This is a genomic window from Terriglobia bacterium, from assembly GCA_036496425.1.
Taxonomy (GTDB): Bacteria; Acidobacteriota; Terriglobia; order 20CM-2-55-15; family 20CM-2-55-15; genus 20CM-2-55-15.
Genome location: DASXLG010000203.1, coordinates 1 through 25998, shown reverse-complemented (window position 1 = coordinate 25998; position 25998 = coordinate 1). Strand labels below are relative to the sequence as shown.

24 protein-coding genes are annotated in these 25998 nt (G+C 56.8%); 10 read left to right on the top strand and 14 right to left on the bottom strand.

The genetic code is table 11. From position 1 onward, the window contains the following. Window positions 1-157 precede the first annotated feature (157 nt). Window positions 158-1096 (bottom strand): ribonuclease HII, encoded by a 939-nt coding sequence (locus tag VGK48_14905; protein ID HEY2382464.1) that lies wholly within the window; start codon window positions 1094-1096, stop codon window positions 158-160. Window positions 1097-1130: 34 nt separating this feature from the next. Between VGK48_14905 and VGK48_14900 the strand changes: the two genes are divergently transcribed. The 3 genes from VGK48_14900 to VGK48_14890 are packed head-to-tail and all read left to right on the top strand — an operon-like array spanning window position 1131 to window position 3303. Continuing rightward, on the top strand, window positions 1131-1661 hold the full coding sequence (locus tag VGK48_14900) for a DUF4416 family protein (GenBank protein ID HEY2382463.1): 531 nt from the start codon (window positions 1131-1133) through the stop codon (window positions 1659-1661). Window positions 1662-1673: 12 nt separating this feature from the next. Beyond that, window positions 1674-2417 carry a citryl-CoA lyase gene (locus tag VGK48_14895; GenBank protein HEY2382462.1) on the top strand — a complete coding sequence of 248 codons (744 nt, stop codon included), beginning with the start codon at window positions 1674-1676 and terminating at the stop codon, window positions 2415-2417. Between the two features lie 25 nt (window positions 2418-2442). Further along, window positions 2443-3303: a TIGR03435 family protein gene (locus tag VGK48_14890; protein HEY2382461.1), complete on the top strand. Its 861-nt coding sequence runs from the start codon at window positions 2443-2445 to the stop codon at window positions 3301-3303. Between the two features lie 10 nt (window positions 3304-3313). On the opposite strand, the gene VGK48_14885 is transcribed toward VGK48_14890, so the two are convergent. Then, on the bottom strand, window positions 3314-3685 hold the full coding sequence (locus VGK48_14885) for a DUF423 domain-containing protein (GenBank protein ID HEY2382460.1): 372 nt from the start codon (window positions 3683-3685) through the stop codon (window positions 3314-3316). A 140-nt stretch (window positions 3686-3825) separates the two neighbouring features. After that, on the bottom strand, window positions 3826-4488 hold the full coding sequence (locus VGK48_14880) for a YdeI/OmpD-associated family protein (protein HEY2382459.1): 663 nt from the start codon (window positions 4486-4488) through the stop codon (window positions 3826-3828). Window positions 4489-4530: 42 nt separating this feature from the next. Between VGK48_14880 and VGK48_14875 the strand changes: the two genes are divergently transcribed. From VGK48_14875 to VGK48_14865, 3 genes are all read left to right on the top strand, one after another. Beyond that, window positions 4531-4944: an isoprenylcysteine carboxylmethyltransferase family protein gene (locus VGK48_14875; GenBank protein ID HEY2382458.1), complete on the top strand. Its 414-nt coding sequence runs from the start codon at window positions 4531-4533 to the stop codon at window positions 4942-4944. A gap of 93 nt (window positions 4945-5037) precedes the next feature. Next, window positions 5038-5409, top strand: a complete 372-nt coding sequence (locus VGK48_14870; GenBank protein ID HEY2382457.1) for an MmcQ/YjbR family DNA-binding protein — start codon at window positions 5038-5040, stop codon at window positions 5407-5409. Window positions 5410-5534: 125 nt separating this feature from the next. Beyond that, window positions 5535-5891: a response regulator gene (locus VGK48_14865; GenBank protein HEY2382456.1), complete on the top strand. Its 357-nt coding sequence runs from the start codon at window positions 5535-5537 to the stop codon at window positions 5889-5891. Window positions 5892-5921: 30 nt separating this feature from the next. Here the strand turns inward: VGK48_14865 and VGK48_14860 are convergent, their stop codons facing one another. The 8 genes from VGK48_14860 to VGK48_14825 form a co-directional block, all read right to left on the bottom strand. Beyond that, window positions 5922-6299: a DUF6152 family protein gene (locus VGK48_14860; GenBank protein HEY2382455.1), complete on the bottom strand. Its 378-nt coding sequence runs from the start codon at window positions 6297-6299 to the stop codon at window positions 5922-5924. A gap of 19 nt (window positions 6300-6318) precedes the next feature. Continuing rightward, on the bottom strand, window positions 6319-7251 hold the full coding sequence (locus tag VGK48_14855) for a VWA domain-containing protein (protein ID HEY2382454.1): 933 nt from the start codon (window positions 7249-7251) through the stop codon (window positions 6319-6321). Window positions 7252-7263: 12 nt separating this feature from the next. Beyond that, window positions 7264-8430 carry a pyridoxal phosphate-dependent aminotransferase gene (locus tag VGK48_14850; GenBank protein ID HEY2382453.1) on the bottom strand — a complete coding sequence of 389 codons (1167 nt, stop codon included), beginning with the start codon at window positions 8428-8430 and terminating at the stop codon, window positions 7264-7266. 59 nt (window positions 8431-8489) lie between these two features. Beyond that, complete coding sequence (locus VGK48_14845; protein ID HEY2382452.1) at window positions 8490-11591, bottom strand: carboxypeptidase regulatory-like domain-containing protein; 3102 nt, start codon at window positions 11589-11591, stop codon at window positions 8490-8492. A gap of 193 nt (window positions 11592-11784) precedes the next feature. Further along, the gene (locus VGK48_14840; protein ID HEY2382451.1) at window positions 11785-12981 is read right to left on the bottom strand and encodes a DUF1501 domain-containing protein; all 1197 of its coding nucleotides are present in this window, start codon (window positions 12979-12981) and stop codon (window positions 11785-11787) included. A 2-nt stretch (window positions 12982-12983) separates the two neighbouring features. Beyond that, complete coding sequence (locus VGK48_14835) at window positions 12984-14909, bottom strand: DUF1800 domain-containing protein (GenBank protein HEY2382450.1); 1926 nt, start codon at window positions 14907-14909, stop codon at window positions 12984-12986. A 174-nt stretch (window positions 14910-15083) separates the two neighbouring features. Then, window positions 15084-16811, bottom strand: coding sequence for an ABC transporter ATP-binding protein (locus VGK48_14830; protein ID HEY2382449.1), 1728 nt, complete (start codon window positions 16809-16811; stop codon window positions 15084-15086). A 16-nt stretch (window positions 16812-16827) separates the two neighbouring features. Continuing rightward, window positions 16828-18564, bottom strand: a complete 1737-nt coding sequence (locus VGK48_14825; GenBank protein ID HEY2382448.1) for an ABC transporter ATP-binding protein — start codon at window positions 18562-18564, stop codon at window positions 16828-16830. Window positions 18565-18584: 20 nt separating this feature from the next. Between VGK48_14825 and VGK48_14820 the strand changes: the two genes are divergently transcribed. The 3 genes from VGK48_14820 to VGK48_14810 are packed head-to-tail and all read left to right on the top strand — an operon-like array spanning window position 18585 to window position 21047. Beyond that, window positions 18585-19076, top strand: coding sequence for a MaoC family dehydratase (locus VGK48_14820; GenBank protein ID HEY2382447.1), 492 nt, complete (start codon window positions 18585-18587; stop codon window positions 19074-19076). A 52-nt stretch (window positions 19077-19128) separates the two neighbouring features. Then, window positions 19129-20709, top strand: coding sequence for a carboxylesterase family protein (locus tag VGK48_14815; protein HEY2382446.1), 1581 nt, complete (start codon window positions 19129-19131; stop codon window positions 20707-20709). After that, on the top strand, window positions 20706-21047 hold the full coding sequence (locus tag VGK48_14810; protein HEY2382445.1) for a hypothetical protein: 342 nt from the start codon (window positions 20706-20708) through the stop codon (window positions 21045-21047). The genes VGK48_14815 and VGK48_14810 overlap by 4 nt, the downstream gene beginning before the upstream one ends. Before the next feature lie 62 nt (window positions 21048-21109). Here the strand turns inward: VGK48_14810 and VGK48_14805 are convergent, their stop codons facing one another. Then, entirely contained in the window at window positions 21110-21763 is a 654-nt protein-coding gene (locus VGK48_14805; GenBank protein HEY2382444.1) for a hypothetical protein, read from the bottom strand. Window positions 21764-21903: 140 nt separating this feature from the next. On the opposite strand from VGK48_14805, the gene VGK48_14800 reads away from it, so the two are divergent. After that, on the top strand, window positions 21904-24309 hold the full coding sequence (locus VGK48_14800; GenBank protein HEY2382443.1) for a DNA-directed RNA polymerase: 2406 nt from the start codon (window positions 21904-21906) through the stop codon (window positions 24307-24309). 609 nt (window positions 24310-24918) lie between these two features. Here VGK48_14800 and VGK48_14795 read toward each other — a convergent pair. After that, complete coding sequence (locus VGK48_14795) at window positions 24919-25059, bottom strand: hypothetical protein (GenBank protein HEY2382442.1); 141 nt, start codon at window positions 25057-25059, stop codon at window positions 24919-24921. Between the two features lie 53 nt (window positions 25060-25112). Further along, window positions 25113-25763 carry an IS1 family transposase gene (locus VGK48_14790; protein HEY2382441.1) on the bottom strand — a complete coding sequence of 217 codons (651 nt, stop codon included), beginning with the start codon at window positions 25761-25763 and terminating at the stop codon, window positions 25113-25115. Window positions 25764-25998: the final 235 nt, after the last annotated feature.

The following is a 25998-nucleotide window of genomic DNA, read 5'->3' as shown; positions in this document are numbered from 1 at the left end:
GGTCGATGGGCTGGAGTTCGGGTACCGGGTCCTGTTTATGGATTTCCGCTTCTACAATGAAACCGAAAAGACGGCTCTGGGCGCAGAAATCCTTCTCGATCGGTCAGGAAATGTGACGCACGAAGATCTGTCGTTCGCCGAAAGCGTGAAGTAGTCGCTACAGCCTCTTCCACAACCGGCTGGCAAGAAGATGCAGCTTCTTGTTCTCATTGACAGAGAGGCTTGAGTCCGCCGCCTTCATCTCCTTTTCCCAGGCCGACAATTCCCCGCGCGACGCGCATGCGTAACCGCGCTCCTTCAAGCTGTAATAAAGCTGGCAGTATTCACCACGCAACTCCCGGATGTAATCGAAGGACCGGCGGTGGATGGGGCACGGGCCCATTTCGCGGATCGCCCGCTGATGTTCCGGAGTCGCATAGCCTTTATGACTGGCAAATCCATATCCCGGATAGGTTGAGTCCAAACCGGTCATCAAGCGGTCGCGAAACACCTTCGCCACGATCGACGCCGCGGCGATGGAAAAATTGATTCCGTCCCCTTTATCGAAACTGTTCTGGGGCTGAGCAAAACCGGGCACGGTCCGGCTGTCGACCAGAATGTGCTGAGGCGGGACCGGCAGACTCGAAAGCGCCACCTGCATCGCCCGAATGCCGGCGTGATAAATATTGATCCGGTCGATCTCCTCGACTTCGACCATGCCGATCGCAAAGGCCGACGCCTTTCCCCGGATCTCATCATCGAGCCGCTCGCGCGTTTCTTCATCCAGAGCTTTCGAATCGTCAACCCCCTCGATCTCCACTCCTGGAGGAAACACCACAGCAGCAGCCACGACCGGGCCCGCGAGCGGTCCTATCCCGACCTCGTCGACTCCGGCAATGCGCTGGATGCCCGCCTTCCAAAGCAACCGTTCGAAGTGCAGCATCGAGTCGAGACGGTTTCGTTCCCTTTTCTGATCTTCATAACGCTTCGCCAGAACCTTGTACAACCGCCTGGCCCCGGTGCGCGGATCGCGCTGCAGCTTGCGCAGGATGGCGGGCGAAACGGCTGCATTCGCGGCGTATTTGTCCTGGATTTCCTTCAGTGATAGTTGTTTCATGTTGCCTATGGGGGCGATCCGTCAATTCAGTCCGGTGAAACTGTTCATTGGAGTCCTGGTCTCCCACAAACGGCTGCTTGCCGGCGTCGAACGCCGCCTTGCGGACGCGTATGGCCCGATCGATCACCGGTCCGAGATCATTCCCTTCGACTTCACCGATTACTACGAAGCGGAAATGGGCGACATCATCGATCGCGTGTTTTTCTCGTTCGAGCGGCTTATTGAAGCGGATCAATTGCCGGAAATCAAGAGGCAAACCAACCAGCTTGAGGCCGATCTCACGCCGATGCTGGCCGCCGTCAAACGCCCGGTCAACCTGGACCCCGGCTATCTCGAGCAGGCGAAGGTCGTCCTCGCCTCTACTAAGAATTTTTATCACAGAATTTATCTGGGTGCCGGGATCTTTGCCGAAGTCACGATGCACTTCAAGAACAACACTTACCAGTTCTTTCCCTGGACTTACCCGGATTATCAGTCGAAAGACTATCAGGAGTTTTTTCTTCGGCTCCGGCAGATCTACCGATCACAGCTTCGAACCATGTGTATTCTCAATCGCGAGGAATAGGGGGAACAATTGATGAGCAAACCGTTCTGGAATACGTCGCTTTCAGCTGTCGAGAAAAACAAAATCCTGATTCGCGGATATCGTGTGCAGGACCTGATGGAGCGTTGCAGCTTCGGCGATGTCATCTATCTCACGTTCAAGGGCGAACTGCCCACGGGCCACGAAGGCAAACTGATCGAGATGATCATGGTTTCCAGCACGGATCACTCCTTTCTCGCCCCGTCGATCGACGCAACGCGGTTCGTTGCATCGGGTGGGGTGCCGCTTCAGGCCGCCGTCGCCGCCGGCGTCATCTCCCTGGGCGATCATCACGGCGGCGCGATCGAACAATGTGCCCGCATGCTTCAGGAGAGCGTGCCGGCCGGCAAATCCGGCGCTGAAATCGTTGCCGGATATCGATCGCGTAAACAGCGCGTTCCGGGTTACGGGCATCCGTGGCATGATCGCGATCCGCGGACGATGATGCTTACAGCCAAAGCAAAAGAATGGAAGCTCGCAGGACCGCACCTCGCCCTTATCGAATCGATTGCTTCCGAGTTGAAGCTGCCGCCCAACATCGACGGCGTAATTTCCGGAATTATTTCTGATCTCGGCATCTCCTGGCAGTATGGCCGTGCTTTCTTCATCGTTCCCCGTGTCGTCGGCCTTGCCGCGCACGCGGTAGAAGAAATGACACGCGAGCGTCCGTTCCGCGCGCTCGACCTGAAAGACATCGGCTATGACGGCCCGCCGGAGCGGGATTTGCCTCAGCGGTAATCACCGCCAGTGTTAGAGTAGGCTTATGCGGCGCGTCATTATTCTTTTGATTGCCTCATGTGCGATTGTTTTCGGACAAGCGCGCCCGGAATTCGAGGTCGCCTCGATTAAGCCTGCCTCCGGCGGGATCGAGCAGGTCGGAGTTGGTCTCCATATCGACGGTGCGCAAGTCTCGCTTTCAACCATGTCCATTAAAGACCTTGTGGCCATGTCGTACCGCGTAAGGACGAATCAGATCACCGGCCCTGACTGGATCGGCAGCCAGCGCTTCAACATCTCCGCAAAGCTGCCGGACGGGGCATCACAGGATCAGGTTCCCCAGATGCTTCAGAGTCTGCTCGCCGAACGTTTCCAGATGAAAATGCACCGCGAAACGCGAGAGTTCCCGGTCTATGCTCTCGGCATTGGGAAGACGGGATTGAAGATCACGGAGCTTCCTTCCGACCCCGATTCCGATTACCGAAGCGGCGGCCCCATCGAAGTCGCAGCCGGTGGAAACGCAAACGGCGCCGTTATGAACCTGGGCAAAGGAACATCGTTGACCCTTGGCCCCACTTCCTTCGAAGCGAAGAAACTCGACATGCCTCGCTTTGCGGACCTGCTCTCGCGTTTTATGGACCGGCCGGTAGTCGATACGACCAGCCTCAAGGGACATTACGACTTTACACTCGAACTCACACCGGAAGATCGGATCGCCATACTGATTCGCGGCGGGATCAATCAGGGCGCCGTTTTGCCGCCACAGGCGCTGCGGTTGCTCGATTTCGGCTCCAACGCTTCGCTGGTGAATTCGCTGCAGAAAGCCGGATTAACCTTTGAAGCCAAAACAGCGCCTCTCGAAATACTCGTCATCGACAGCGTTCAGAAAACGCCGACCGAAAACTGAATTCGCGGTTTCAGATTGCCAGCGCGAACACCACGAGGCATGCCCAGCCGATCAGGAAAAGCAGACCACCAATCGGTGTGATCGCGCCAAGCATCCCCATACCTGTAAGGGCCAGCACGTACAGGCTTCCCGAAAACAGTACAACGCCCGCAAAGAAAAACCACCCAGCCATCACGAGGAGTCCGGCATTTCCGATACGCCCGATGGCGGCGGCGACGATCAGTACCGCAAATGCGTGGTACATCTGATAGCGCACAGCTGTCTCGAAAACCGCCAGCATCTCGGGCGAAAGCCGGCTTCTCAGGGCGTGAGCGCCGAAGGCGCCAAAAACCACACCCAGAAAACCCAGCACAGCTCCAATCAACAAGAAGGTTCGGTCCATTTCACATAATGATGACACAGACAGCGCCACATTGATCGTGTCGGCAATCAGGTCCTCATTGAATTCGCTGATCCCAACGGGACCGGCGAATACTTGCGCTTCTGAAACACACGCGTCCTCGATTGCGCATTAACGGCGTTTCACTTCTCGGATGGGTTTTTCCTGTTCGAGACCATCTTCTCCAGCGCCATTTCCACGCGATTCGCGCGCGTTTCGCTTTTCTTCGCCTCGACGATCCAGACCACATATTCCTTGCGGTTCGTGAACGATAGACTGTCGAAGAATGCCAGGGCTTCCGGGTGCTTCGAGAGTAGGGCGGCGAGATCTTTCGGGGACCGAACGACGCGGTTGACTCGATCCACCACCACGGTTCCGTCGGCATCGCAGATTTCCTCGGACTGCCGGTCCTTGCGGTCGTTTTCCAGATTAGGCGCAAGTTTAAATCGGATACCCGTCCACGTGTCATCGATCGCTGCGGACGCGACGGGTTGCCATGCAGACCCGCAGGAAACCGACCAGGGACCGGACATTCCCGACAAATCCGACGGAATGCCCGAGTTCTTCTTGGGATAAGCCACCCAGAACACCGCATCCTGTTTGAGCGCAGGGATGATCCGCCTCCAATGAGGCTCCAGTTCCTTCGAGCTGAGCGCAAACAGCAGCACGAAATCGAAATGCTCTTTGGCTCTGGCCGGAATCGAAACCGATGGCTTGATCGACTTGAACTCGACTGCGAGGTCTTTCGGCGAATTGATCACGGCGGCTGCACCCGGCTTGGGCTTGAGTTTTTGAAGTAGCGTCATTTGCGTAATCGCCTCCAGGCCGGTATATGTTATTGCAGAACCATGAAGTTGAACATCGCTACGCTTGTCATTGGATTGCTTGCCGTAACCTTATTGGTAGCGGCTCGCGGCAATCAACCGTGGACCGCGCTACGGCTCGCCGGAATTGTCATCGGATCGCCGGCTCTTGCGCTTCTGATCGTGGCCAGGATACAACTGGGCCGTTCGTTTTCCGTTGCACCGGAGGCTACAGCCATTGTTACTCACGGCCTGTATTCACGCATTCGCCATCCGATCTATGTATTCAGCTCGTTATTTATAGTGGGCCTCATTCTGTATATGCAGCATCCGCTGTGGTTGCTGGCGCTGATCGTCCTCATCCCCGTTCAGATCCTTCGCGCCCGGGCGGAGGAGCGAATCCTCACCCGCACATTCGGCAAGAAGTATGAGAGGTACAAGGCAAAAACCTGGCTGTAAACGGCGGTCATGTGACCAGAACTATCCAAAATAATTTGAACCGCGCTCAAAGCCATTCAAACAGAGCTCGGATCTGTATAATCACGGCGTCAAATGCCTAAACGAACCGTCAATTTCGACACCGTGCGGGATATCGGACTGACCTTACCGGGCGTCGAAGAGAGCACCGCCTACGGCTCCAGAGCTCTCAAGGTCCATGGAAAACTCATGGCCGGGATGGCCGTCAACCGCTCTGCCGAACCCAATTCGCTTGTCGTTCGTGTGGATAACGATGATCGAGATGAACTGCTTGCGGCGGCGCCCGACATCTACTATCTGACGGACCACTACGAACTCTACAATGCAGTTTTAGTCCGGCTGTCTCGCGTCACTCCCGCTGTATTGCGGGACCTGCTCGGCATGGCGCACAAGTTCATTTCCAGAAACGTGTCCGGGACCACGGCGCGAAAGCGGAGACGCTCGTAAGCGCGGCTTTATGCCCGTTCAAACACCAAAATAATTATTTTTGGCTGCTGGTATTTTTCTGCCGCCTGCGACGCACTTCTGTAACGGAATCCGGCACGATTCAGGCCGCATCGGCGCTTGCAAATATGGCACGAGCAACCATACTTCTGGTGGAGGACCGCGACCTTGCGGCCCTCTTGCAGTGCGTTCTGCGCTCCGCGGGATATCGGGTGCTGATCTGCAGAACCGGGCGGCACGCTTTACAAATCTGTGGGCGCCTCGGGTTGAAAATCGAGCTCGTGCTGACGACCTTTCTGCTGCCCGATACCGATGGCGCCGAATTGGCCGTTCAACTAAAGAACGCTCATCCTCATCTGAAAATCATCGGAATGTCTATTTATCAGGCCAGCGCAACGCGATTCGCCGGGTGTGGCATCGCGTTTCTTCAAAAGCCGTTCAGCTATGCCGAACTCATCGCCAGAATTCGCGAAGTTATCGGCTGATGAAGAGAAGAAGGGCTCATCGCAGGTCAACTAGCGGCCGTAGAGGCGGAGTTCCTTCCCGTCGGCCAGCACCACGCGTTCGAGCCGGATGACCTTCTCGCCGTCGGCGAACTGATAGCCGATGCCCGTGATCACGTCGCCTGGTTTCACTGTCGTCTTGCTCCAACCGTTGGCCTCCAGGCGGTTGATAGCGGGGCCGCCGATCAGCCATTTCTCCCTCCGGCCATCGGTGGTCTGAACCTCAAGGGTCATCATCGGATGCGGGTTAGACCAGGCGAACTGGATTACAGTGCCCTTTACTGTCACGAGCCGGTCATAGCTCACCGGCCATGAGTGGTGCGCCGATAGCGGAACTGCGACGGTGACCAGAACAAGGACGACAAATGTTGAAATGCACAGGGCCTTCATCGCGGCTTTCCTCCTCGCGTCAGTTCGCGGAAGGCCGCGGAGCATAGTACCCTTCGCGGGCGCGGACTTTGAATTGTTTATTGGATGCAGTGATGCGGATCTTGCGGTAAGCGCCGTCATGTTTGTTGTTGGAAGAACGGTAGCCGAGCGTGTACTGGGACCGCAATTCTTCGCTGATCTCGAGGAATGACTTCGTCAGATCGTCGGCTTTCGTGGGCAGGAACAACTTTCCGCCGGTTTCGTCGACCAGCCTCTTGAGGTATTTGTTTCCACGCTCTTTGGTCGAGCCGAACAATTCCGGCGAACTCGTGCCGACGGCGTAAATGACCGTATCCGTCTTCTGCGCCATCTCGATCGTCTCATCGAGGGTTTTCTCGCTGAGGTTGTCGTCGCCGTCGCTGATCACGATGATCACGTGACGGCCTTCCTGGCCGGCGAGTTTCTTCGTCATCGCCTCGTAGGCGGCGTCGAACATAGCCGTATTGCCGCCCGCATGCACTTTCCCGATCGCCTTGATCAGCAGTTCCGTGTCGTCCGTGTAATCCTGCGCAAGAGCGACGGACCGGTCGAATGTTATTACCAACGCCTTGTCCTTCCCGCGCCGCAATGTCGTTTGAAAGAACTCCCCCGCGGCGTCCTGTTCGAATTGGAGCCGGCCCTGGATGCTGGCGCTGGTGTCGAACAGCAGCGCGACACTCAAGGGGAGATTGGTTTCATTGCTGAAATTCGAAATCTTCTGCTGTTGCTCGTCTTCAAAAACCTTGAAGTCGTCCTTGGGAAGGTTCGTTATGAATTTGCCGCTTTTGTCGGATACGGTGAACAACACATTGACAAGTTCGACGTTGACGGAAAGGGTCTGGGGCTCCTGTGTGGCCTTTTGCTGCGCGACAAGAAAGCCGGGGATCAGAACCGCACTGGCGAGCAAAACTATAAGGAATCGTGTAAATGCCATGAGTCTTCTTCCTCACGCCCACCGGGTCGAAAGCTTTCGGATCCGCGAAATCGCTTCCTGGATATTCTCCAGCGAATTGGCGTAGCTGAAGCGCAGGTAGCCGTCGCCGTATTGACCGAAAGCGCTTCCCCACAAACATGCGACGCCGGCCTCGTTCAGAAGCAGATTGGCCAGTTCCTTGGCCGGCACTTTGGTGCCGGTGACGTTGGGGAAAGCATAAAACGCGCCGTCGGGCAGAACGCACCGGAAGCCGGGAATCTCATTCAATCCCTGGACCATCGCATCACGACGCCGGCGGAACTCTTTGACCATGGCCGTAACGGCGTCCTGCGGGCCCTGCAGCGCCGCCATTCCTGCGCGCTGAACGAAGCTCGCGGTGCATGAATTGCAATTGACCGCCAATTGCGTCACCGCAGCAGCCAGCCAGTGCGGCATCACGCCATAACCGAGGCGCCAGCCGGTCATGGAATAGGTCTTCGAGAATCCATCCAGGATGATGGTCTTTTCGAGCATGCCGTCCAGGCTTGTGATGGACGACGGTTCGTTGTCATAGAAGATCCTCGAATAGATTTCGTCGCTGAGGATCATGACGTCCCGTTCCCGGAGCATGCCGGCAATCTGCTTCAGGTCTTCCTTCGAAATGACCCCCCCGGTCGGGTTCGCGGGTGAATTCAGAATCACCATCTTGGTCTTTTTCGAGAGGCGGTCACGAAGCACATTCAGATCGAAAGCGAACCCCCGATTTTCGTCGAGCGGCACAGGCATGGGTTTCGCGCCCACAAAATTGACGATCGACTCGTAGATCGGGAATGTCGGATTCGGATAAATCACTTCGTCGCCCGGTTCGAGCAGCGCCATCATGCTGTAAAACATGACCGGCTTGCCTCCGGGCACGACGCAGATGTTGTCGGCATCGACTTTGATGCCGCGGGTCCGCGACACGTATGCCGCAATCACTTCCCGGAATTCCGGAAATCCGGCGCTCGGCCCGTACTTCGTCCATCCCTCGGTGAGTGCGGCCTTTCCCGCTTCCACAACGTGCGGGGGCGTCGGGAAATCGGGCTCACCAATCTCCAGGTGAATGATATTTTTCCCTTGCTTCTCGAGCGCTCGCGCCCGAACTAATACGTCGAAAGCAGATTCCGTCCCGAGCCGGGACATTTTTTCAGCGAGTTGCATGCTCCACATTATAGCCACGGAAGGGCAATTCAGTGGACGATTCGCTTCTTCATGACACCCTAAAACTTCAGCTTCACGCCCAGTTGGATCTGCCGCGGGTCGAAGGCGGAGGTAAAGCCCAACGGATCCGAGGGGTTGCGATTCCGGTCCCCTGCCGCCCTGTACGTGGAGAACGGCATGATTCCGACAATGTTGTTCAGCCCGGAAAAATTCACTCGATTGAAAAGATTGAAAGCCTCGACGAGCCCTTCCAGACGGTAATTCGAGTCCCGCCGGAGCCGGAGTTCCCTGGAGACCCGCAGATCGAAATCGATATCGTTCGGCCCGAGTCCGGTGTTCCTGCCGGCGAAGGCCGGACGGTCGGTGTTGGCGTTGGTGTCGTTGTTCGCATCAAAGCCCAGCAGCAGATTGAACGGATGACCACTGGCATAAGTAAAGATCGGCGCGACGGTGATGCCACCGACCGGTTCCATAACGCTGCTGAGAATCAGCCGGTGACGCTGATCGAACGACGACAAGCCGCGCTCCGCGCGCAGATTCAGCTGATTCGAAGCCTGAAGATCCGTGATGAAGTCCGTCGTATCGTCGATTGCCTTCGAAACCGTATAAGACGCCAGAATCTGATAGCGGCGCCTGAACCGTTTCGTGACGCTCAATGCCAGACCGTGATAAATCGAACTGCCGGAAGTCTCGGTGCGGTTGTCCTGCAGAATCGCCGGGTTGATCGGACCATCCACCGGGCCGAAGGCATTCGTTCCCGTCTGCGTCAGGTTGTCGTTTCGCGAGCGAATGAGTTTCACGCCGCGGTTTCCGATGTAATTGGCGCTAAAGGTAATACCGGAAACAGTCCGGTCGATACCCAGGCTGAATTGCTGGCTGTAGGGATTCACGATTTTGGGACTGGTGCTGATGAGAACGGGCGGCGTCACACCGGGCCGCAAGCCGAGCAGCGCGATGTCGTTCGCGGTCAAGGTGCGGCTGCCGAAAACCTTCAACTGCTCTGCAAGTCCCCAAACCTGAGCCGAAGTCGTATTGACTCCCAGCGCCGGCAAGCCCGTGAGCGGAAGGAAAATCTGTGAGATCTGAGTGCCGTTGAGAACCCGCGCCTCGAAGCTGAGGGCTTCAAACAGCGGCGAATAATAGATGCCGTAACCGCCACGGACCGCTGTCTTTGTATCGGGGCTGTAGGAAAAGCCGAACCGCGGCCCGAAATTGTTGCGGTCGCGATGCACCGGCGGCGGCTGGAATTCGATGTCATAGCGCAGCCCGAAATTCAGCGTCAGCGTCGAGTGGGCTTTGAAATTGTCCTGGATATATGCGGCCGTCTGTTTATTGGTGATCGCCGCCTGCGGGTTGCCGAATCCCTGCTGGTACACGATCGGCAATCCGAAGTTGAATCCCTGCAGCGAGCTGATCGAATCGGACAGGTTCGGCACCAGATCGGCGCGTCCGGTTGCGGTCAGTCCCGCGGCCAGCGTGGTGGAATTGCCGGGCCCCAGCAGCGTATCGATCACGTTTGCGAGCGGTATTCCCGTTCCAAAAATAAAACGTCCTCCGAGGAACACTTCGGTGGTCGTCTGAAGCGGAATGTAGTCGAAGTCCACACCGAATTTGATTTCGTGGCGGCCCTCGACGAGAGTCAGGTTGTCGAGCCACTGCCAGCGCTCCTCCGTCCGGTTGGACGGCAGAAAGAAATCGCGGCCAAGTTCTGCCACACCGTTGATCGTGATCTCCGGGCCAAAGGCGTCCTGAGGAAGCACGTTGTACATCCGGCTGGCAAACTGGAAGCGGAACTCGTTCACCTTGGACGGCGAAAAGAAATGCGAGTCGGCAAGCGCGCCCGAATAGTCCTGAATCGCGAAATTCGCGCCGCGCGAGGGAGCTATCAGACCGCCGGTGTTTCCGCCGATTGTATCGATATCGGTAAAGGTCAGCCGTCCGAACATCTGATTGGACGGCGACAACGAGTGATCCAGCCGCAGTGAGGCGGTGTTGTTGTTGTTCTTGTATGGAAAGATCCCGCTGTTCGACTGAAGAACATTGATCGTTTCCGGAAAGAGCTGCGGCGAAGTCGTCAGATAGGTATTGAGCATCGCGCCGGACGCTCTCAGTGATGGCGCCGGGCTGGCCTCGAGGCCTTGGATCAAGGCCTGTTGAGAAGCCGTCGGCTGGAAGAACGTCGCGTTTTCCATGAACGTGACAAAGTTCGATTCCCGCTCGCGCAATCCTTCATACGACAGAAAATAGAAAGTCCGGTCCTTTTTTATCGGACCGCCCACAGTGAACCCCGCCTGCTGGCGGGAATACGGCGGATCGATGTTCGATCCGCCGGGTCCGAAAGCAAATGGATTTCGCGCATCGAACCTATGGTCGCGAAAAAAGCCGAAGACGTCTCCGCTCACACGGTTCGCGCCGGATTTCGAAACGATGTTGATCAGTCCGCCACCGGCGCGGCCGAACTCGGCCGAGAAGCCGGAACGGTTGATCTGAAACTCCTGGATCGCTTCCTGGCTTAGCGTCGACCGGACCGCGCCGACGGCGTCATCATTGTTGTCGGCGCCATCGATCGTGACGTTGTTGGAACGGCCGCTCTGGCCGAGAAATGACAAACCGGAGGTGTTCGCCTGGGGCAACGAGAATGTGACGATTCCTTTGGAGTCCGTCACACCACGCGTCAGCAACGTGAAATTGAGAAAGTTCCGCTCATTGATCGGAAGGTTTTCGATCTGTCGCTCGTCGATCGTGTTCGACTGCTGGGTCTTTTCCGGTTCAATGGCGGGAGTCTCATCCTGCACCAGCACTTCCTGCCGGATCGCAGCGGGCTGCAACACCGCATTGAGGGTCACCGTCTGCCCGATCCCGACGTGCAGGGACCCCACGGTATACGTCGAAAACGCTGGCAGCTGTACTTTCACTTCGTAGTCCGCAGGCGGTACAAGAAAGAATCTGAAGTTGCCCATGCCGTCGGTGGACACAGAACGTTCGAGGTGCGTATCGATGCTCGTGATCGTGACCGTCGCTCCGGCCAGGACGCCGCCCGTCGCATCCGTGATCGTGCCCTTGACGTCGCCCGACGCCGTCTGGGATTGAGCAAAAGAAGTTTCAGCCGAAGCCAGCGCCAGCAGCGTAAGTACTATCCAGGTAAAACGTCTGGGGTTCATTTTACAAGGCATGGTCGTGTCGGGGCGACAGGCGCACGCCTATAGTATGCGCGCGGCATCAAAGAAAAAAGAGGGAAGGAACCACAAGAAGCACAAAAGGCAGAAGAAAGAATATTGCACCATTGCATCATTGGAAGTTGCTGCATTTCAAATTTAGAACTGCAAAAACTTCCAATGGTGCAATAAGGTCTGTTCAGATCAAACCCAGAGCGGGGCCGGGCTTATAGCCAGGAAAGACCTTGTCGGTGCTCTGCCCGAGATGTTTCTGGACGAGTTCGCCCAGTACATCGCGGAAATCGGTGGTGACGGCGAGGTCGCGATTTTCATAAAGCTGGTCGGGCGCGAGGCCGGGCCAGCGTCCGTAGATGTGACCGCCGCGTACCGGACCTCCCAGCACCATCATCACGTTTCCGTGGCCGTGATCGGTTCCATTGTTTCCGTCCTCTTTCACAGTCCGGCCGAATTCGGACATCGTCACCAGGACGATGTCATCCATACGGTCGCCCATGTCGCGGACGAAAGCAGCGAGGGCGCTGCCATATTGCTGCAGCAGTCCGTTCAACTGCCCTGGTTCATTACTGTGGTGGTCCCAGCCTCCGATGTCCGCAAAAGCCGCCTCAACGCCGGCGTCGGCTTTGATGAGACGCGCGATCTGCTGCAGGCCACGGCCGAATTCGTTGTTGTATTGGGCGCCGTTCGCGGGCGCGTATGGCTTTTGATTGATAGCGTCGACCATCTTTACGGCTTCGAATGTTTCTTTCCCCGACGCGTGGAGCTTGGCATCCGGCGTCGTGGCATACATCGCTTGCAGGATATCGGCTGAGTTTTGATCGTGGACTTTGAATTGGTCCAGGTTATTGACCGCAACCGCAGGCCAGTTACCGCGAAGGGTCCGCGGCAATTGGGCGCCGACGGCGATCGCGCGCAACGTCGAGGCGCCGGGCTCGGGCTGCATCGCGCGATTCAGCCAACCGTCTCCCGCGGCATTTCCGGGAATACCGGCCTCCATATAATCCTGAGCTTCGAAGTGCGAACGCGAAGGATCAGGAGAACCCGTGGCCTCGACGATTGCGAGTTGTTTGCTGTCCCAGAGCGGCTTGAGCTGCTGAAGCTGTGGATGCAATCCGAAACGGCCGTCGAGATCGATCGCGCTGTTCGGCCTGCCGCTGCCGGGCGCTGGAATTGCAATCCCGGGCCGCAGGTCGTAATACGGTTGCTCGAAATAAGGCACCACGATATTCAGACCGTCGGCGGCGCCGCGCTGAAAGATCGCGATCAGGATTTTCTTTTTCTTCGTTTCCTGCGACGCGGCCCGAAGCCATGAAGGCGCCAGTCCGGCGCCTGCAACTGCAACAGCCGAAGAACGAATGAAGCAACGCCGAGTCAGCATCACTACCTCCTCTGAAAATCCGGCGAACCCATAACGAGGCTCGCAAGAGTTGATGGGGCTGTTTGACTCCCCTCAATTCCCTTCTGAATCGCCGCCAGCGTGGCCGGCGACGGCGGCATACTCAGAATGTCCCTTGCCACCACTGCAGGAGTTTTGGCATTGAAGCGGTTCACGTCGACCGTCACGCCAGGTACCTGCCCGGAAGCGAGCGCCGCCGCAAAATTGATTCGGCCCAGAACGCTGGCGGTGTTCGTCCAGGCTTCTCCAGTGTTGGGATAGCCGGTGGGCTCCAGCTTTCCGTAAAGCGGCTCTCCCATGTCGGCAATCTTCTGCGCAAGGGTATAGGTGTCGGTGACGTCCGCGTTCATAGCCCGCACCGCGGCGACGACCATTTCCAGCGGCGACTTCATTTTGTTTTGCCAGGCGCCTTCCGACATGAACTCGACCGAGCTGAACATCGTTTGCATCACGGCGCGAAGATCACCGTCGGTTTTGATAAACGTTGCTGCCATGCGGTCGACCAGCGATTGCGGCGGATCGTCGGCAACGAAGCGCTGCGCGAGTTCCTTCGAGATGAACTTTGCCGTCGACGGATGATGCGCCAGGATGTCGATCACCTGCACGCCGTCCTGTTCGGCGCCCATCGCGGGAATGGTATGACCGAGAACGACCTTCTCTTTGCGGTCGTGGTTCGCCGGATTGAACTGAAATTCCGCAAATCTCTGGGGATCGTAGATGGTCCAACCCGTGAATGCTCGGGCAACCGCAATCACGTCAGCCTGCGTGTAACCACCGTTGACGCCCAGCGTGTGCAGTTCCATCAGTTCCCGGCCATAGTTCTCATTGATGCCTGGCCGGCGGATGTTCGCTGGAAGAATCAAACCAAACGGCGGGTCTTGCGGCGACTGCGACTGCCAGTTATCGAGATAGAACAACATCGCGGGGTGGCGAGCCGTCGCGAGCAGCATGTCTTTGAAGTGGCCGAAGACATACGGACGAATCGCATCGCGCTCGAAGCCGGTTAGGAGGACCCGGTCATTTCCTTTGCCGTTGTAGACGTTGAAGTGGTTCATCCAGAAATCCACCAGCACCTCTTCGAGCTGATGATTCGAATAGATCGCGCGGTAGAGCTTGTTTTCGGTCAACTCGAAGTTCACGAACTGCTGGGGCTGAGATACCGCCATTGCTTCGCGCCGTAATTCCGGCACATCGCCCAAAGACGCAAAGGGAATGGCGCGGACAACCTGCTTGCGTTTGTCCGCGTCGAATGAATTCAGCAGCGCGATTTTCTGTTCGGGCGTTCCGGTCCTGGTGATCTTGATCTGGTCCGGCGTCAACAGGTCCATCAGCGGCGGCATCGACTTGCGGATTTCTTTCTGCCGCTCCGCCTGTTGGACTTTCCGTGCATTGTCCGCTTCCTGCCTGATGTCCTCGGGAAAACCCTCCAATGCCTGCGGCGCAGCGGACGCCAGATAGAGGCGCCGTTTCTCCGTATCAAGCGATATCAGGGCCGCCATCCGCTGCTCGGCAGAGCCGGTCTGGAGCTGGCTTCGCTGCTGTGGAGTCAGCGATGCCACGATACTGAGCGCCTGCCCCACAATCAGACCCGGAAGGGCATTCGAATATTTTTCGGCAATCTGCCACCCCGGCATCAGCACGGTCGTGAGCGCTTTCACCTTGCTCTCCAGCACCGGGTTTTCCGGGATCCGATCGGGATGCAGCTGCTGATCGATCCATTTTTCGACACCCAGGCGGCGGACCTGTTCGACATCTCCCGGCCGGGCGCCGAAAGTCAGACGATTCAGAACATGGATCGCTTGCTTGTCTAAGGGGAGTTTCTGATCGAAGCGGCCTGCAGCATTCGCCAGGAAGGCAACAACGATAATGAGGGAAGCCGCGATAGCAAAGTAGTATCCGACGCGTTTCATACGAAGCTTCCTTTCCGGTTCTGTTACTCCTTATTTATACCCTGCGCCTTCAAATTGCTATCGGAAGATACTCTTGGGAATTTTGACATGAAATCCTGCATTTGGTTTATCAACAAGTTGTGTAATCGATGGAAGTTACTCACCACCCCGCCTTGGGAAGGCGAGGTGCCGGCCCTAACTCACTCTCTTCCCGTGCAGCAGCATGTCGAGTGCGCGTTCCATGGAACCCGCGGCAATGATATCGCCGGCGTTGATAAAAAAAATCTCGTCGGCGTTTGCAATGGTATTCAACCGGTGCGCAATGATGACTTTTGTGGTCGAGCGTGGAAGCTTATCGAGGATCTGCTCGAGCTGCTGTTCGGTGACGGTGTCGATGTTGGCTGTGGCCTCATCGAGGATGAGCAACTCCGGATCGCGCAGCACCGCCCGCATGAAAGCGATGATCTGTTTCTGTCCCAGACTGATCGCGTCGCCGGCCGCGAGAACCTCCGTCTGAAGACCCTTTTCAAATCGAGAAAGCAGGCCGCCGACATTGCGTTCGTTCAAGAACGCCGTGAGCTGCTCGTCGGAATATTTCCGGTACTGTGAGTTACCGTAAAGGACGTTGTCGCGAATCGTACCTGTAAAGAGGTACGGCTCCTGAAGAATGAATCCGATCTTCCGGGTTCGTTCATCGGGAGCATAGGACCGGATATCGCGTCCGTCCAGCCAGACGCAGCCGCCCGTCGGATCGTACAATCGCGCCATGAGCGAAGCGGTTGTCGTCTTGCCGCCTCCGGTGGGGCCGACCAGGGCATAGGTCTTTCCCGGCTCAAGCGTGAAGTTGCTTCCGCGCAGTACCTCCTGCCCTCCGGGATAGCTGAAATGCACATTCTCGAACTCGAGCACTCCGTGCCGGCGCGTCTGCTGGGAGGCCGGCAGCACCGGCATATTCGACTCGAGCCCAAGAACTTCCGAAACGCGGTCGAGCGCTGCGAGGGCAAGCTGGAACGAAGACCACAGCATCGCCACCTGCCGCAGCGGCAGGTAGAACATATTTACATAGAGAAGGAATCCGATCAGCAAGCCGACTGTCAACTGCCCTGCCGAGATCAGATAAATTCCGTAAGACAGAACGGTGAGCTGCGCCAGATTGAAGGCAAGACCATAGGTCGGGGTGAACACTCCGTTGGCAAGACCGCTGGCAACGGAGGCGCTGAAGTTCTCCTCATTTGCCTCATCGAACTTTTTTCGGAAATAGTCGACGCGGTTGAAAGCGACGATCACCTTGAAGTTGCTCATGCTTTCCTGGATCTCGGCGCTCATGCCGCCCAGCGACTGCAGGCTCTTCATGTTCTTATTCTTCACCCAGCCCGAAATCACTTGAGTCAACACCAGCACGCCCAACGCCGGAGCTAGAGCCGCTAAACCGAGCCGGACATGGAGCGACAGCAGAAAAATGGCCGCACCAGCCATCATGAACAGGTTTCCCGTCAGCTGCACCAGAGCCTGTGAGAAAAACTGGTTCAGTTTATCGGTGTCATTGTTGATCCTGGAAATGAGATCGCCTGCCTTGTTCTGGTTGAAGAACACCAGCGGCAGTTCCTGAAGCTTGGTGAATACCGTATTGCGCAGTTTGAACAGGACGGTGCGGCCAACCGTTCCCATCGCGAGTGTCTGGAAATAGCTGGCGAGAAGACCGCACAGGTAAACGCCGAGGAGAATTCCGGAAAACGTCAGCACGCCGCGAAAGTTCCTGCCTTGAATATATGCGTCGATGGTATGGCTGATAATGACCGGCCCGAGCAGCGACGATACGCTCGAAATCAGCATCGCGACGAAAGCCGACGCAACCAGCCGTTTGTCGTCCGCCAGCAGCGGCGACAGACGCTTGAGCGCAGGTCCGAGCGCTGCGCTCTGCATGGGCTTCGCGCTGCTGCTAAGCGTGTAATTCGTAGTGGCTTGTGCTTCGCTGCGAGTCATAAATCTGAATGTATTCGGGCGACGTTTCCATCAGCTGAGCATGTGTGCCGGTCGCCAGAACTTCTCCTTCCATTAAGAGCACGATCTGATCGTAGTCTTCCACCGACGCAATCTTCTGGGTCACCGAGACAAGAGTCAGCCCCGGATAATTGCGATGCACGTTTTCGAGAATCTTGCGCTCCGTGTTCGTGTCGACCCGCGCGGTGAAATCGTCGAGCAGCAGAATCCGGGGATTCAACGCCAATGCCCGGGCCAGCATGATACGCTGCTTCTGGCCGCCCGAAAGGCTGGTGCCGCGCTCGGAAACTACAGTGTCCAACTTTTGCGGAAGGCTCTCGATGAATTCGCTCAGTTCCGCCGTCGCCACCGCCTTCTCGAGATCTTCGTCGCGCACGGTTTTGCTGAAGGCAATATTCTCTCTCAGCGTAAGATTGAACAGAATCGAATCCTGAAAGACAAAGCCGACCTGGAGATGCAGAGACTTCTTCTCGTACTCCTCGATGCTGCGCCCGTCATACTCGATCGAGCCTGAAGCAGGTTTCAGCAGGCCGGTCAGCAGATACAGCAACTGCGTCTTGCCGGCGGCCGTCGGACCGATGATCGCATTTCTCGTTCCGGCGTTAGCTGCGAACGAAACATCCTTCAGAACCGTTTTGGAGCCGTAATTCACCACGACGTTCCGGACGCCGAGATCGCCGCGCAGATCGGTAACCAGAGTGCCGGGATCCTTGCTGTCCGGGGCATACAAAACCGTTGAAATGCGGCCATAGGAAGCGCTCGCCTGTGCGATGACGTTACTCATGAATCCGATGACGATCACGGGGAAAATCAGGATCGCCAGATAGCTGTTGAACTTCATGAAGTTTCCGATGGTCATCGATCCGAGGATCACGTAGCGGCCGCCCAGCGTCAGGATCATGAGCGTCGCGAGGTTCGTACAGAACATGATGACCGGAATGAGACTGGCGAACAGCCGCAAAATGCTCAGACTGATGTCCCGCGCCTCTGTGTTCGCCGCGACAAATTTATCGAATTCCAATTGCTGCGAATTCACGAGGCGGATGAGCGCCGAGCCCAGGATGCTCTCGTTGATCACCTTGTTGAGCCAGTCGATCGCTTCCTGAGATTTCTTGAACAGCTTGCGCACCTTGCTCAAGACCACGGCAAACGTCCCGCCGATGATCGGAAGCATCGCCAGCACGCCGACGGCGAGTCTCCAATTGAGCAAAAGCAGCAATACACTGGCGCCCACAATCAGGAACAGCGATGAAATGATCGATGCAATCGCCTGCGAGACGAATGACTTCACCGCATCGACGTCGGAAGTCAGATTCGTCAGCAATTTCGCCGGTGTCACCTCCTGGATGAAGGCATGGTCCTGCGTCGAAATCTTGGCGACAAGTCGCGTCCGCAGGTCGCGGGCTACACGCTCCGAGGCATAAGTTTGTGCGACCGTCTGCAGGTACGTGAAGATGAAGACGCCGGCCGCGATGACGAAAAATTCCAGGATGAGCCGGGGCGCATAGTTATCGATCGCCGAACCGATGATCGCTGGAACGGCGAGATTCAGAGCGTTGCCCAGAATCGTCAGCGAAACCAGGAGAAGGATCAATGCTTTGTATGGCTTCAGGACGCCGAACAGACTGGGTCCCTGCGGTTTCTTCTGCTCCACCGGAGGATAGTAACAAATCATTTCCACGGTATGATCCCAAAATGATCAAAAAAGGCTGGACAGGACGCGTATTCGAAGACTTTGAAGCCGGAGATGTCTACGAGCATCCGGTCGGCCGGACGATCCTCGCCGCAGACAACACATGGTTCACTCTGATGACCATGAATACCAATCCGGTTCATTTCGATTACAACTACTCGGCACAAACCGAGTTTGGAAAACCGCTCGTCAATTCCTGCCTGACGCTTGCTATCCTGACAGGAGAATCCGTAATCGATCTGACGCAGAACGTATTCGCGAACCTCGGCTGGGACGAGGTCCGGATGCCGAATCCCGTATTCGATGGCGACACCATCTATTCGAAGAGCGAGGTGCTTGAAACGCGGGAATCGAAATCCCGTCCGAACGTCGGCATCGTTCGAGTGAAGACGACGGGCTACAACCAGAACGGCGACGTGGTGATGGAATTCAAAAGGATATTTATGGTGTATAAACGCGGACACGTCCCCGAATCGCACCGGAGGATGGGATAGTACCCGTCCTGCCTTATTCGCTACTTGTCCGGCCGAGAAAGGAAATCTTCGAATGCGAAGAATCACTCTGATGATCATTGGCTGCCTTTTACTCGGAGCACAGATCGGATCCGCTGCCATTCCGGATCCCGTAAAGACCGACTATGGCCTGGTCTCGGGCACCAACGGCACAAGCCCCGGCATTCGCGCATTCAAAGGCATTCCCTTCGCCGCTCCTCCGCTCGGGCCATTACGCTGGCAGCCGCCGCAGCCTCCCGCAGCCTGGAACGGCGTGCGAAAAGCAGATCAGTTTGGGCCGCGCTGTCTGCAGGCCGCGCCGCGCGCGCAAGGAGGCGCTCCGGCTCCCGCGGTCAGTGAAGACTGCCTGTATTTGAACGTCTGGACAGGCGCGAAGTCCGCGGCCGAACGGCGGCCCGTCATTGTCTTCGCCTATGGAGGAGGATTCAATACCGGCGCAGGCTCCGAGCCCCGATATGACGGCGAAGCGCTGGCCAAAAAGGGCGTCGTCTTTGTGACGTTCAACTACCGCCTGGGTATGCTCGGCTTCTTTGCCCATCCGGAACTGACGGAAGAGTCGAATCGCAAAGCATCCGGCAACTACGCCTTCATGGATTTCATCAGCGTCCTGAAATGGGTGCAGCGGAACATCGAGAATTTCGGCGGCGACCCGAAACGCGTCACCATCATGGGTGAATCGGCCGGCGCCATGATGGTCGCCGCGATGGTGGGATCGCCGGAAGTCACCGGACTCTTTCAGCGGGCGATCGCCGAAAGCGGCGCCTGGATGGGACTGGGCGTCGGCCACATGGCCGAACTCGGGCCGGCGGAGGCGGCGGGCAAGAAACTCGGAACACTGGCCGATCTCCGGAACAAACCCGCGGATGAATTGATGCGGCTGGGCCGCGGCTCCGGAATCATCGTGGATGGATGGATCATTCCCGAAGATCTCTCGATTACCTTTACCCAAGGACGGCAGAATGATGTGGACGTGCTCGTCGGCTCCAACCAGGACGAAGGAACATTCTTCGCCGGCGGACAGCGCGGGGGCGGCGCGGGCGGCGGGAACGGCGCGGCACAACAGTTGAAAGACCAGGCACAGCAGCGCTTCGGCAAAGGCGACATGATGGATTCATTTCTTCAGCTCTACCCGGCAAACTCCGATGCCGAAGCGGCCGCATCGAGTTTGACTCGCGTGCGCGACGAGATGGCCTGGCACATGAGAACCTGGGCCAAACTTCAGTCCAAGCGCGGAAAAGGGAAGGCATACTGGTATTACTTTACGCGCGTGCCTCCCGTAGCGCCGGGCCAACCCAGCCGCGGCGCCACGCATACCGCCGAACTGGCATACGTGTTCAACAACCTGCAAACGGCCACGAATCCCTGGACAGACACCGATCGTTCTCTCGCGGATACGCTTTCCTCGTATTGGGCAAATTTCGCCGCCAACGGCGATCCGAATGGAAAGGGACTGCCCGCATGGCCCGCATTCAAAGACAAAACGATCGAGCGCGCGATGATTCTCGGCGACAAAGTCGAGCCCGGCGCTCCTCTCGATTCGGGCCGCGTCGCTTTTTACGACGCCGCGTATGACGGATTGTTCCGGATTCCCGAAAAGAAGCCACGCCGCCCATGACGCAAATGACGCAAACGATCAACGTACTCATCATTTTTTCTTCGAGTTCCGGAACAACCGAAAAGCTCGCGCTCGCTGCGGCCGTCGGCGCGGTTCAGGCGCGAGCCAACATCCGGATGCGGCGGCTGCCGGACAATTCACCGGAATCTGATGAAACACTTGCCCGCATGAGACGCGAGTACGTGGCCCCGACGCCCGCCGATACCCTCTGGGCCGACGCCGTCTTCATCGGATTGAACGGAAAAATCTGCGGCATGGCCTGCAACCCGCCGGACGCTACCACGTTCGGCCGCCGGGCGGCCGAGCAGACCCGCGCGCTGAACTCAGAAAAAAAATAGCCACAAGAGGACACAGATTTCTCTGTGCCTCCTGTGGCTATCTTGGTTCCCCCGCAGCCGCGCTAGGCGACGACGAAGGTTTTGAGATCGAGCCAGTCGGTATACCCCAGCAAGCCCAGCGCACGGATCTGGAACTGATAGATTCCAGCCATGGTCAGGCCGCTGATGGTTACCTTTCTGGGCTTGGTAATGGTCACGATCGTCCAGGGACCGAGAGTCCCGCCCGCGCCTTGTAGTGCATAACGCACGTCGAAGACGATGGCGCCCGTCTGTTTCTCGGGTTCGACAACAACGTCGCCGCTGTTGGCCCCGCGATCGATCGAGCCGAACGCCGCTTCAGTCAACGGCACCGGAGCAGTTTTTACCGGCTTGGCTGCCGCCGTAAAACCGCTGCTGGTGAACGTTGCCACGTCGCCATTGCACGCGCCCTCGACATAGTGTCCGAGTAGCGTATACATCTTGACGACCTCGATACGTTGTTTGTTCTTCGCCGAAACGGCTTTCTTGCCGCCGTCTTCAGCGTCGACAATCAACGCACTGAGCTTATCGATACCGGCCTTGTAAGAGGCCAGATCGATCGGTGAAGCCGGATAAGCCGAATTGTTCAAGACGCCGTTGTACGCTGCCATCAGCGCCGTCACGACGGTCCCATCGGCCACACCCTGCATACCAAGCTTTGCTTTGATCTGAGTCGAATGCGATTTTGTCTGTGTCATATTTCACCTACCTTGTTAATTGTTAGCCAGCCGCGCCAATACAGGTCGAGAGACATGCGGCCGGTTTCCCTGTCTCTCCACATCTCGATATTTATTCCAATAGGGTTCCCTATCTGTCACAATGCCCGAACGCGTTGAGTATGAACGACATAGAGCGACAACTGAAACGAGAAGCCGATGCCTTTCGCGATGGGGTGCGCCGCTATAACCAAAGCCGCCAATACCAGCTTGCGACCGGCACAAAACCCGTAGCGGATCTGGTGAGTAGCTGTTTGAAAGCACTGGCGGATGGCATCCTGGACGTGCAACTCGCCTTGAAGACGGCGCAAAGCCCGAAGCCACCCAAATACGCGATAGCCCTGAATTCGATCGATCACGAAAGAATAGCGCTGATCACTCTCAGCATGTTGTTCAACACGATAACCAGTTCGGAATTCAAGAAAGGCCAGGCGCCGCCCACCACCGGCCTTGCGTACGATATCGGCCAGCGGCTGCGGCTCGAAAGAATCCACGATGGCATTCGAGGGAGAAAGGTCGATATCGCGCAGCAAATGCTTTCGCGCAACCGAAGCGCGCATGCCGGGCGGCGCGCGGCGGAATGGGCACGAAAGCTCGACGATCCTCACGACTGGGCAAAAAACTTCCGCTCCTACCATCTCGGTCACAAACTGATCGTGCTCGCGGTCGGTTTTGCCCGCTTCAACGGACAGCCGGTCTTTGAGTTGAAAACCGTTCTCGAGGGCAGCGGCAAAAACATCACGACGACGCAGACCATAGGGCTCACTACGTCAGCCGCCGATTGGATCGCCAATCACCCGTCAACGCTTGAATTCATGCCGGGTCCGGTTCATCAGCCGATGGTCATTCCGCCTCGCCCATGGGTGTCGCTGGACCAGGGCGGTTATCTCGCCACTCCGTTGAACTTTGTGAAACATCAGCCCCGGAGCGCGCGGGAACTGCTTGAAAGTGTCGGTTTATCCCCCGTCTTTTCGGCCGTAAATGCCTTGCAGAGTACGGCTTTTCGTGTCAACAACAGGATTTACCGGTTCATGCGGCATGCGTGGAATACGAACAATCTGCTTTTCGGGCTGAAGACACATACATTTCAGCCACTTCCTCCTGAATTGCCGGACGATGCCGATCCCAAAGAGATCCGCAAACGGAAGCGGGAGCGCCGTGACGCCTTTAGTCTGAACAGCAAGATCAAAGCGCTCAAGGCGGTCATGGCGTTCCGCTTAGCGACGGCGGAGGGTGTGCTCGATGAGGCGCACATCTATTTTCCGCACCAGGTGGATTATCGGAGCCGTGCATATCCCGTGCCTCAACTGATGAATCCGCAGTCGGACGACATCGGCAGATCTCTGCTCATGTACGAGGAAGGCAAGCCGCTTGGCGAGCGCGGCGCCTATTGGCTGGCGATCCACCTTTTCAATTGCTATTGGAAGGGCAAGCAGGTTTCTTTTGCCGAGCGCATCTTATGGGTCCGCCAACATACAGACGAAATCCTGGACTTCGCGGCCGATCCGATTCGTCCTCACCGGTTCTGGAACGAAGCCGATAAACCGTGGATGTTCCTGGCCGCCTGTCTGGAATGGGCGGGCTATATCGAGGACGGCCCCAATTTCCGCTCGCATTTGCCGATCAGCATGGACGGCAGCTGCAACGGATATCAGCATCTCAGTGCGATGGGCCGCGATCCGATCGGCGGGCGCGCCACGAACCTCTTCCCTTTCGAGAACCCGCAGGATATTTACCAGGAAGTCGCCGATGCGGTCATCCGGCGTTTACAGAGAGACGCGGCAAATGCGCGCTCTGAAGATGCCGAGGCAGCCCGGGAATTGCTCGCGTTCGCGATCGATCGCGAGGTCGTCAAACACGCGACGATGACGACACCATACGGCGTCACGCGTGGGACGATCTATAAGCAACTCGTCGAGTCCCAGCCCGTCAGCGAATGCAGCGATCCGAAGAAATGTGCCAGGTATCTGGCGAAGGTTTTAGAGGAATGCATTCCCGAAGTCGCCGTCGAAGCAGGCAAGATCATGGAGTGGCTGCGAAACATCGCCCGCATCCTCGCGAAAATGAATCGCGGGATAACGTGGACCACGCCGACCGGTTTTCGTGTGGTTCATGCATGCCGGAAGCCGAAGACGGCGCGGATCAAGACCAAGGACGGCACGTTCGTCATATATCTAGAGGATGAAACCAGCAAGATCGACATCCGGAAGCAAGTCGACGGCATCGTCGCCCACCTCGTCCATTCATTTGATGCCGCACACATGATGCTGACCACGAACCGCCTCAAAGCCGAAGGCATCCACCATTTCTCGATGGTCCACGACAGCTTCGGCGTCCACGCAGCCGATGTGGATCTGCTCCATCGCATCCTGCGCGAGGAATTCGTCCGCATCTATTCCGAACCGGTCTTGCAGAACTTCCTCAACGAACAGAGAGCAGCCCATCCGGGCGTGGATCTGCCCGAACCGCCCCAAACAGGCAACCTCGATATTCGCCAGGTGCTCTCATCGCTCTATTTTTTTGCGTGACAAGGCTCGGATCGAAGCGCCAGGTACCGCCGGATAATTGCGCCTCAGGCCAGATGGCATTCGCGCCTATCTTCCGGTCGGTCGCCCAACGCAAGCGGGCATTTCTGACATGCTGCTGCCAGGAAACTCGTCGGAATGAAGTGTTCTCTCCCGGAAACCCGTCGTGTCTCCCTCCACGATCGTGTTGTCTTCAATGCTTCAATGAGGCCGGGGGTAGTGGGGTATTTTGAAAAACGGAAGGTCACTATCGCCGGTTTCGCTTGCGGATGATTTTCCCCAGAAGCGAATCCTTAGAATCGTATTCATTGACAAGCCGCCTTATCTCGGCTTCCCATTGCTCGGGTGTTCCGCTGAATCCGCTCTTTTCAAGGATGCTGCGTGCTATATCTATAAATTCGGCAATATTCTCATCGTGGTAGTTCTGTAGGTATTTCGGGACAGCTTTAGCTTCAATGCACTCATCGCATTCGTTACTTCGAGCTGCTTTTGAGCGTTCAGCGCGAGGAACAAACGACCGCGAACAAATTCGACAGATCCGCTCTTTTCCATCCAAGTGTGTATTATCGCCCAGTATTGCTATCGAGGGAGGCAGTACGAACAAAAACAAACTCACGAGGCCCTGGCGGCCTCGCGCTTTTCGAGCAGGCCGACGATTTCTTCGATATCCCAAACATGATTACTGACGCCTGCCGCCATTGCCGGAGTGATCCGGAGCGTCTGATGCACTCGCGCGAAATTATAGAACATCATGTACAGCGCGAATGCGGCGGCATGATTAGCGAGTTTCTTTGAGAATGCATTCGTCAGGTAAAACGGCGAACCTGCATTCTGATCGAAAGATTAGAACGCTCAATATATGACGTGGAAACATGGTCCATGTCGGGATCGCCCGTAATGATCTTGGTTTCGATCCCGATGCACGTCGCCGGGCTGTAGCGTGTCTCGTCTTCTTTTTGCGACGCGCCGTAAATCTTGATGAGTTGGGCATAGTCCACGTCCGCGCCGAATACTGATTCAATCGCTACAAGGTAGGCACGATGCCCGTCCGATGTGATCTGCACGCGGTTCTTCAGCCGGGCCGCAAGATCCTGCACAAACTCCGTAGCGCACACTGAATCACGATTTCCCATGAGCCATGAGGGAATCAGTTTCGTGTCGGCATCAATGGCCGTCCACGTCCACACATCGCCCCATCCCTGCTCTTTCTTTGCCGGTGTAGTGTTCTTTTCCTTCGAGCCACAGAAAGACCATACCTCGTCAAGCTGAAGGCGCTTGCAGGCTAGATCGCGGAAGTGCTCGTCTTGATATTGGCGGCACACTTCGCCGATCTGCACGAGCAGGCGCGTGATTGCTTTCTTTGTAACTCCAGTGATGCGCTCCGTGACCCGGATGGAATTGCCGTCAACCAGACAGCGGATGATTTGCGCTCGTTCAGATCTGGTCAACTTATTCATGACGACCATATTATGCTTGACCGGTTATGCTTGTAAATTGAAATATACGACATACGTATGTATACTATTGACAGGCGAAATGAGGTCAACTACATTGAGTACCGAATGCTCGTCTCGTTCCATGACAAGGATCTGGATCGGCTTGAAGTTGAGCCGGAATTCACGGCGGGACATTCCCGGACCATCGTTCGGGCTTACCGAAAACGCATTACGCAGATTCGGGCAGCACCTGACG

Excerpts from the sequence above, each read along its gene's own strand:
- VGK48_14905 (HEY2382464.1), bottom strand. The coding sequence starts at position 1,096 with ATGAAACAACTATCACTGAAGGAAATCCAGGACAAATACGCCGCGAAT.
- VGK48_14895 (HEY2382462.1), top strand. The coding sequence starts at position 1,674 with ATGAGCAAACCGTTCTGGAATACGTCGCTTTCAGCTGTCGAGAAAAAC.
- VGK48_14890 (HEY2382461.1), top strand. The coding sequence starts at position 2,443 with ATGCGGCGCGTCATTATTCTTTTGATTGCCTCATGTGCGATTGTTTTC.
- VGK48_14885 (HEY2382460.1), bottom strand. The coding sequence starts at position 3,685 with ATGGACCGAACCTTCTTGTTGATTGGAGCTGTGCTGGGTTTTCTGGGT.
- VGK48_14880 (HEY2382459.1), bottom strand. The coding sequence starts at position 4,488 with ATGACGCTACTTCAAAAACTCAAGCCCAAGCCGGGTGCAGCCGCCGTG.
- VGK48_14875 (HEY2382458.1), top strand. The coding sequence starts at position 4,531 with ATGAAGTTGAACATCGCTACGCTTGTCATTGGATTGCTTGCCGTAACC.
- VGK48_14870 (HEY2382457.1), top strand. The coding sequence starts at position 5,038 with ATGCCTAAACGAACCGTCAATTTCGACACCGTGCGGGATATCGGACTG.
- VGK48_14865 (HEY2382456.1), top strand. The coding sequence starts at position 5,535 with ATGGCACGAGCAACCATACTTCTGGTGGAGGACCGCGACCTTGCGGCC.
- VGK48_14860 (HEY2382455.1), bottom strand. The coding sequence starts at position 6,299 with ATGAAGGCCCTGTGCATTTCAACATTTGTCGTCCTTGTTCTGGTCACC.
- VGK48_14855 (HEY2382454.1), bottom strand. The coding sequence starts at position 7,251 with ATGGCATTTACACGATTCCTTATAGTTTTGCTCGCCAGTGCGGTTCTG.
- VGK48_14850 (HEY2382453.1), bottom strand. The coding sequence starts at position 8,430 with ATGCAACTCGCTGAAAAAATGTCCCGGCTCGGGACGGAATCTGCTTTC.
- VGK48_14845 (HEY2382452.1), bottom strand. The coding sequence starts at position 11,591 with ATGAACCCCAGACGTTTTACCTGGATAGTACTTACGCTGCTGGCGCTG.
- VGK48_14840 (HEY2382451.1), bottom strand. The coding sequence starts at position 12,981 with ATGCTGACTCGGCGTTGCTTCATTCGTTCTTCGGCTGTTGCAGTTGCA.
- VGK48_14835 (HEY2382450.1), bottom strand. The coding sequence starts at position 14,909 with ATGAAACGCGTCGGATACTACTTTGCTATCGCGGCTTCCCTCATTATC.
- VGK48_14830 (HEY2382449.1), bottom strand. The coding sequence starts at position 16,811 with ATGCAGAGCGCAGCGCTCGGACCTGCGCTCAAGCGTCTGTCGCCGCTG.
- VGK48_14825 (HEY2382448.1), bottom strand. The coding sequence starts at position 18,564 with ATGATTTGTTACTATCCTCCGGTGGAGCAGAAGAAACCGCAGGGACCC.
- VGK48_14820 (HEY2382447.1), top strand. The coding sequence starts at position 18,585 with ATGATCAAAAAAGGCTGGACAGGACGCGTATTCGAAGACTTTGAAGCC.
- VGK48_14815 (HEY2382446.1), top strand. The coding sequence starts at position 19,129 with ATGCGAAGAATCACTCTGATGATCATTGGCTGCCTTTTACTCGGAGCA.
- VGK48_14810 (HEY2382445.1), top strand. The coding sequence starts at position 20,706 with ATGACGCAAATGACGCAAACGATCAACGTACTCATCATTTTTTCTTCG.
- VGK48_14805 (HEY2382444.1), bottom strand. The coding sequence starts at position 21,763 with ATGACACAGACAAAATCGCATTCGACTCAGATCAAAGCAAAGCTTGGT.
- VGK48_14800 (HEY2382443.1), top strand. The coding sequence starts at position 21,904 with ATGAACGACATAGAGCGACAACTGAAACGAGAAGCCGATGCCTTTCGC.
- VGK48_14795 (HEY2382442.1), bottom strand. The coding sequence starts at position 25,059 with ATGATGTTCTATAATTTCGCGCGAGTGCATCAGACGCTCCGGATCACT.
- VGK48_14790 (HEY2382441.1), bottom strand. The coding sequence starts at position 25,763 with ATGAATAAGTTGACCAGATCTGAACGAGCGCAAATCATCCGCTGTCTG.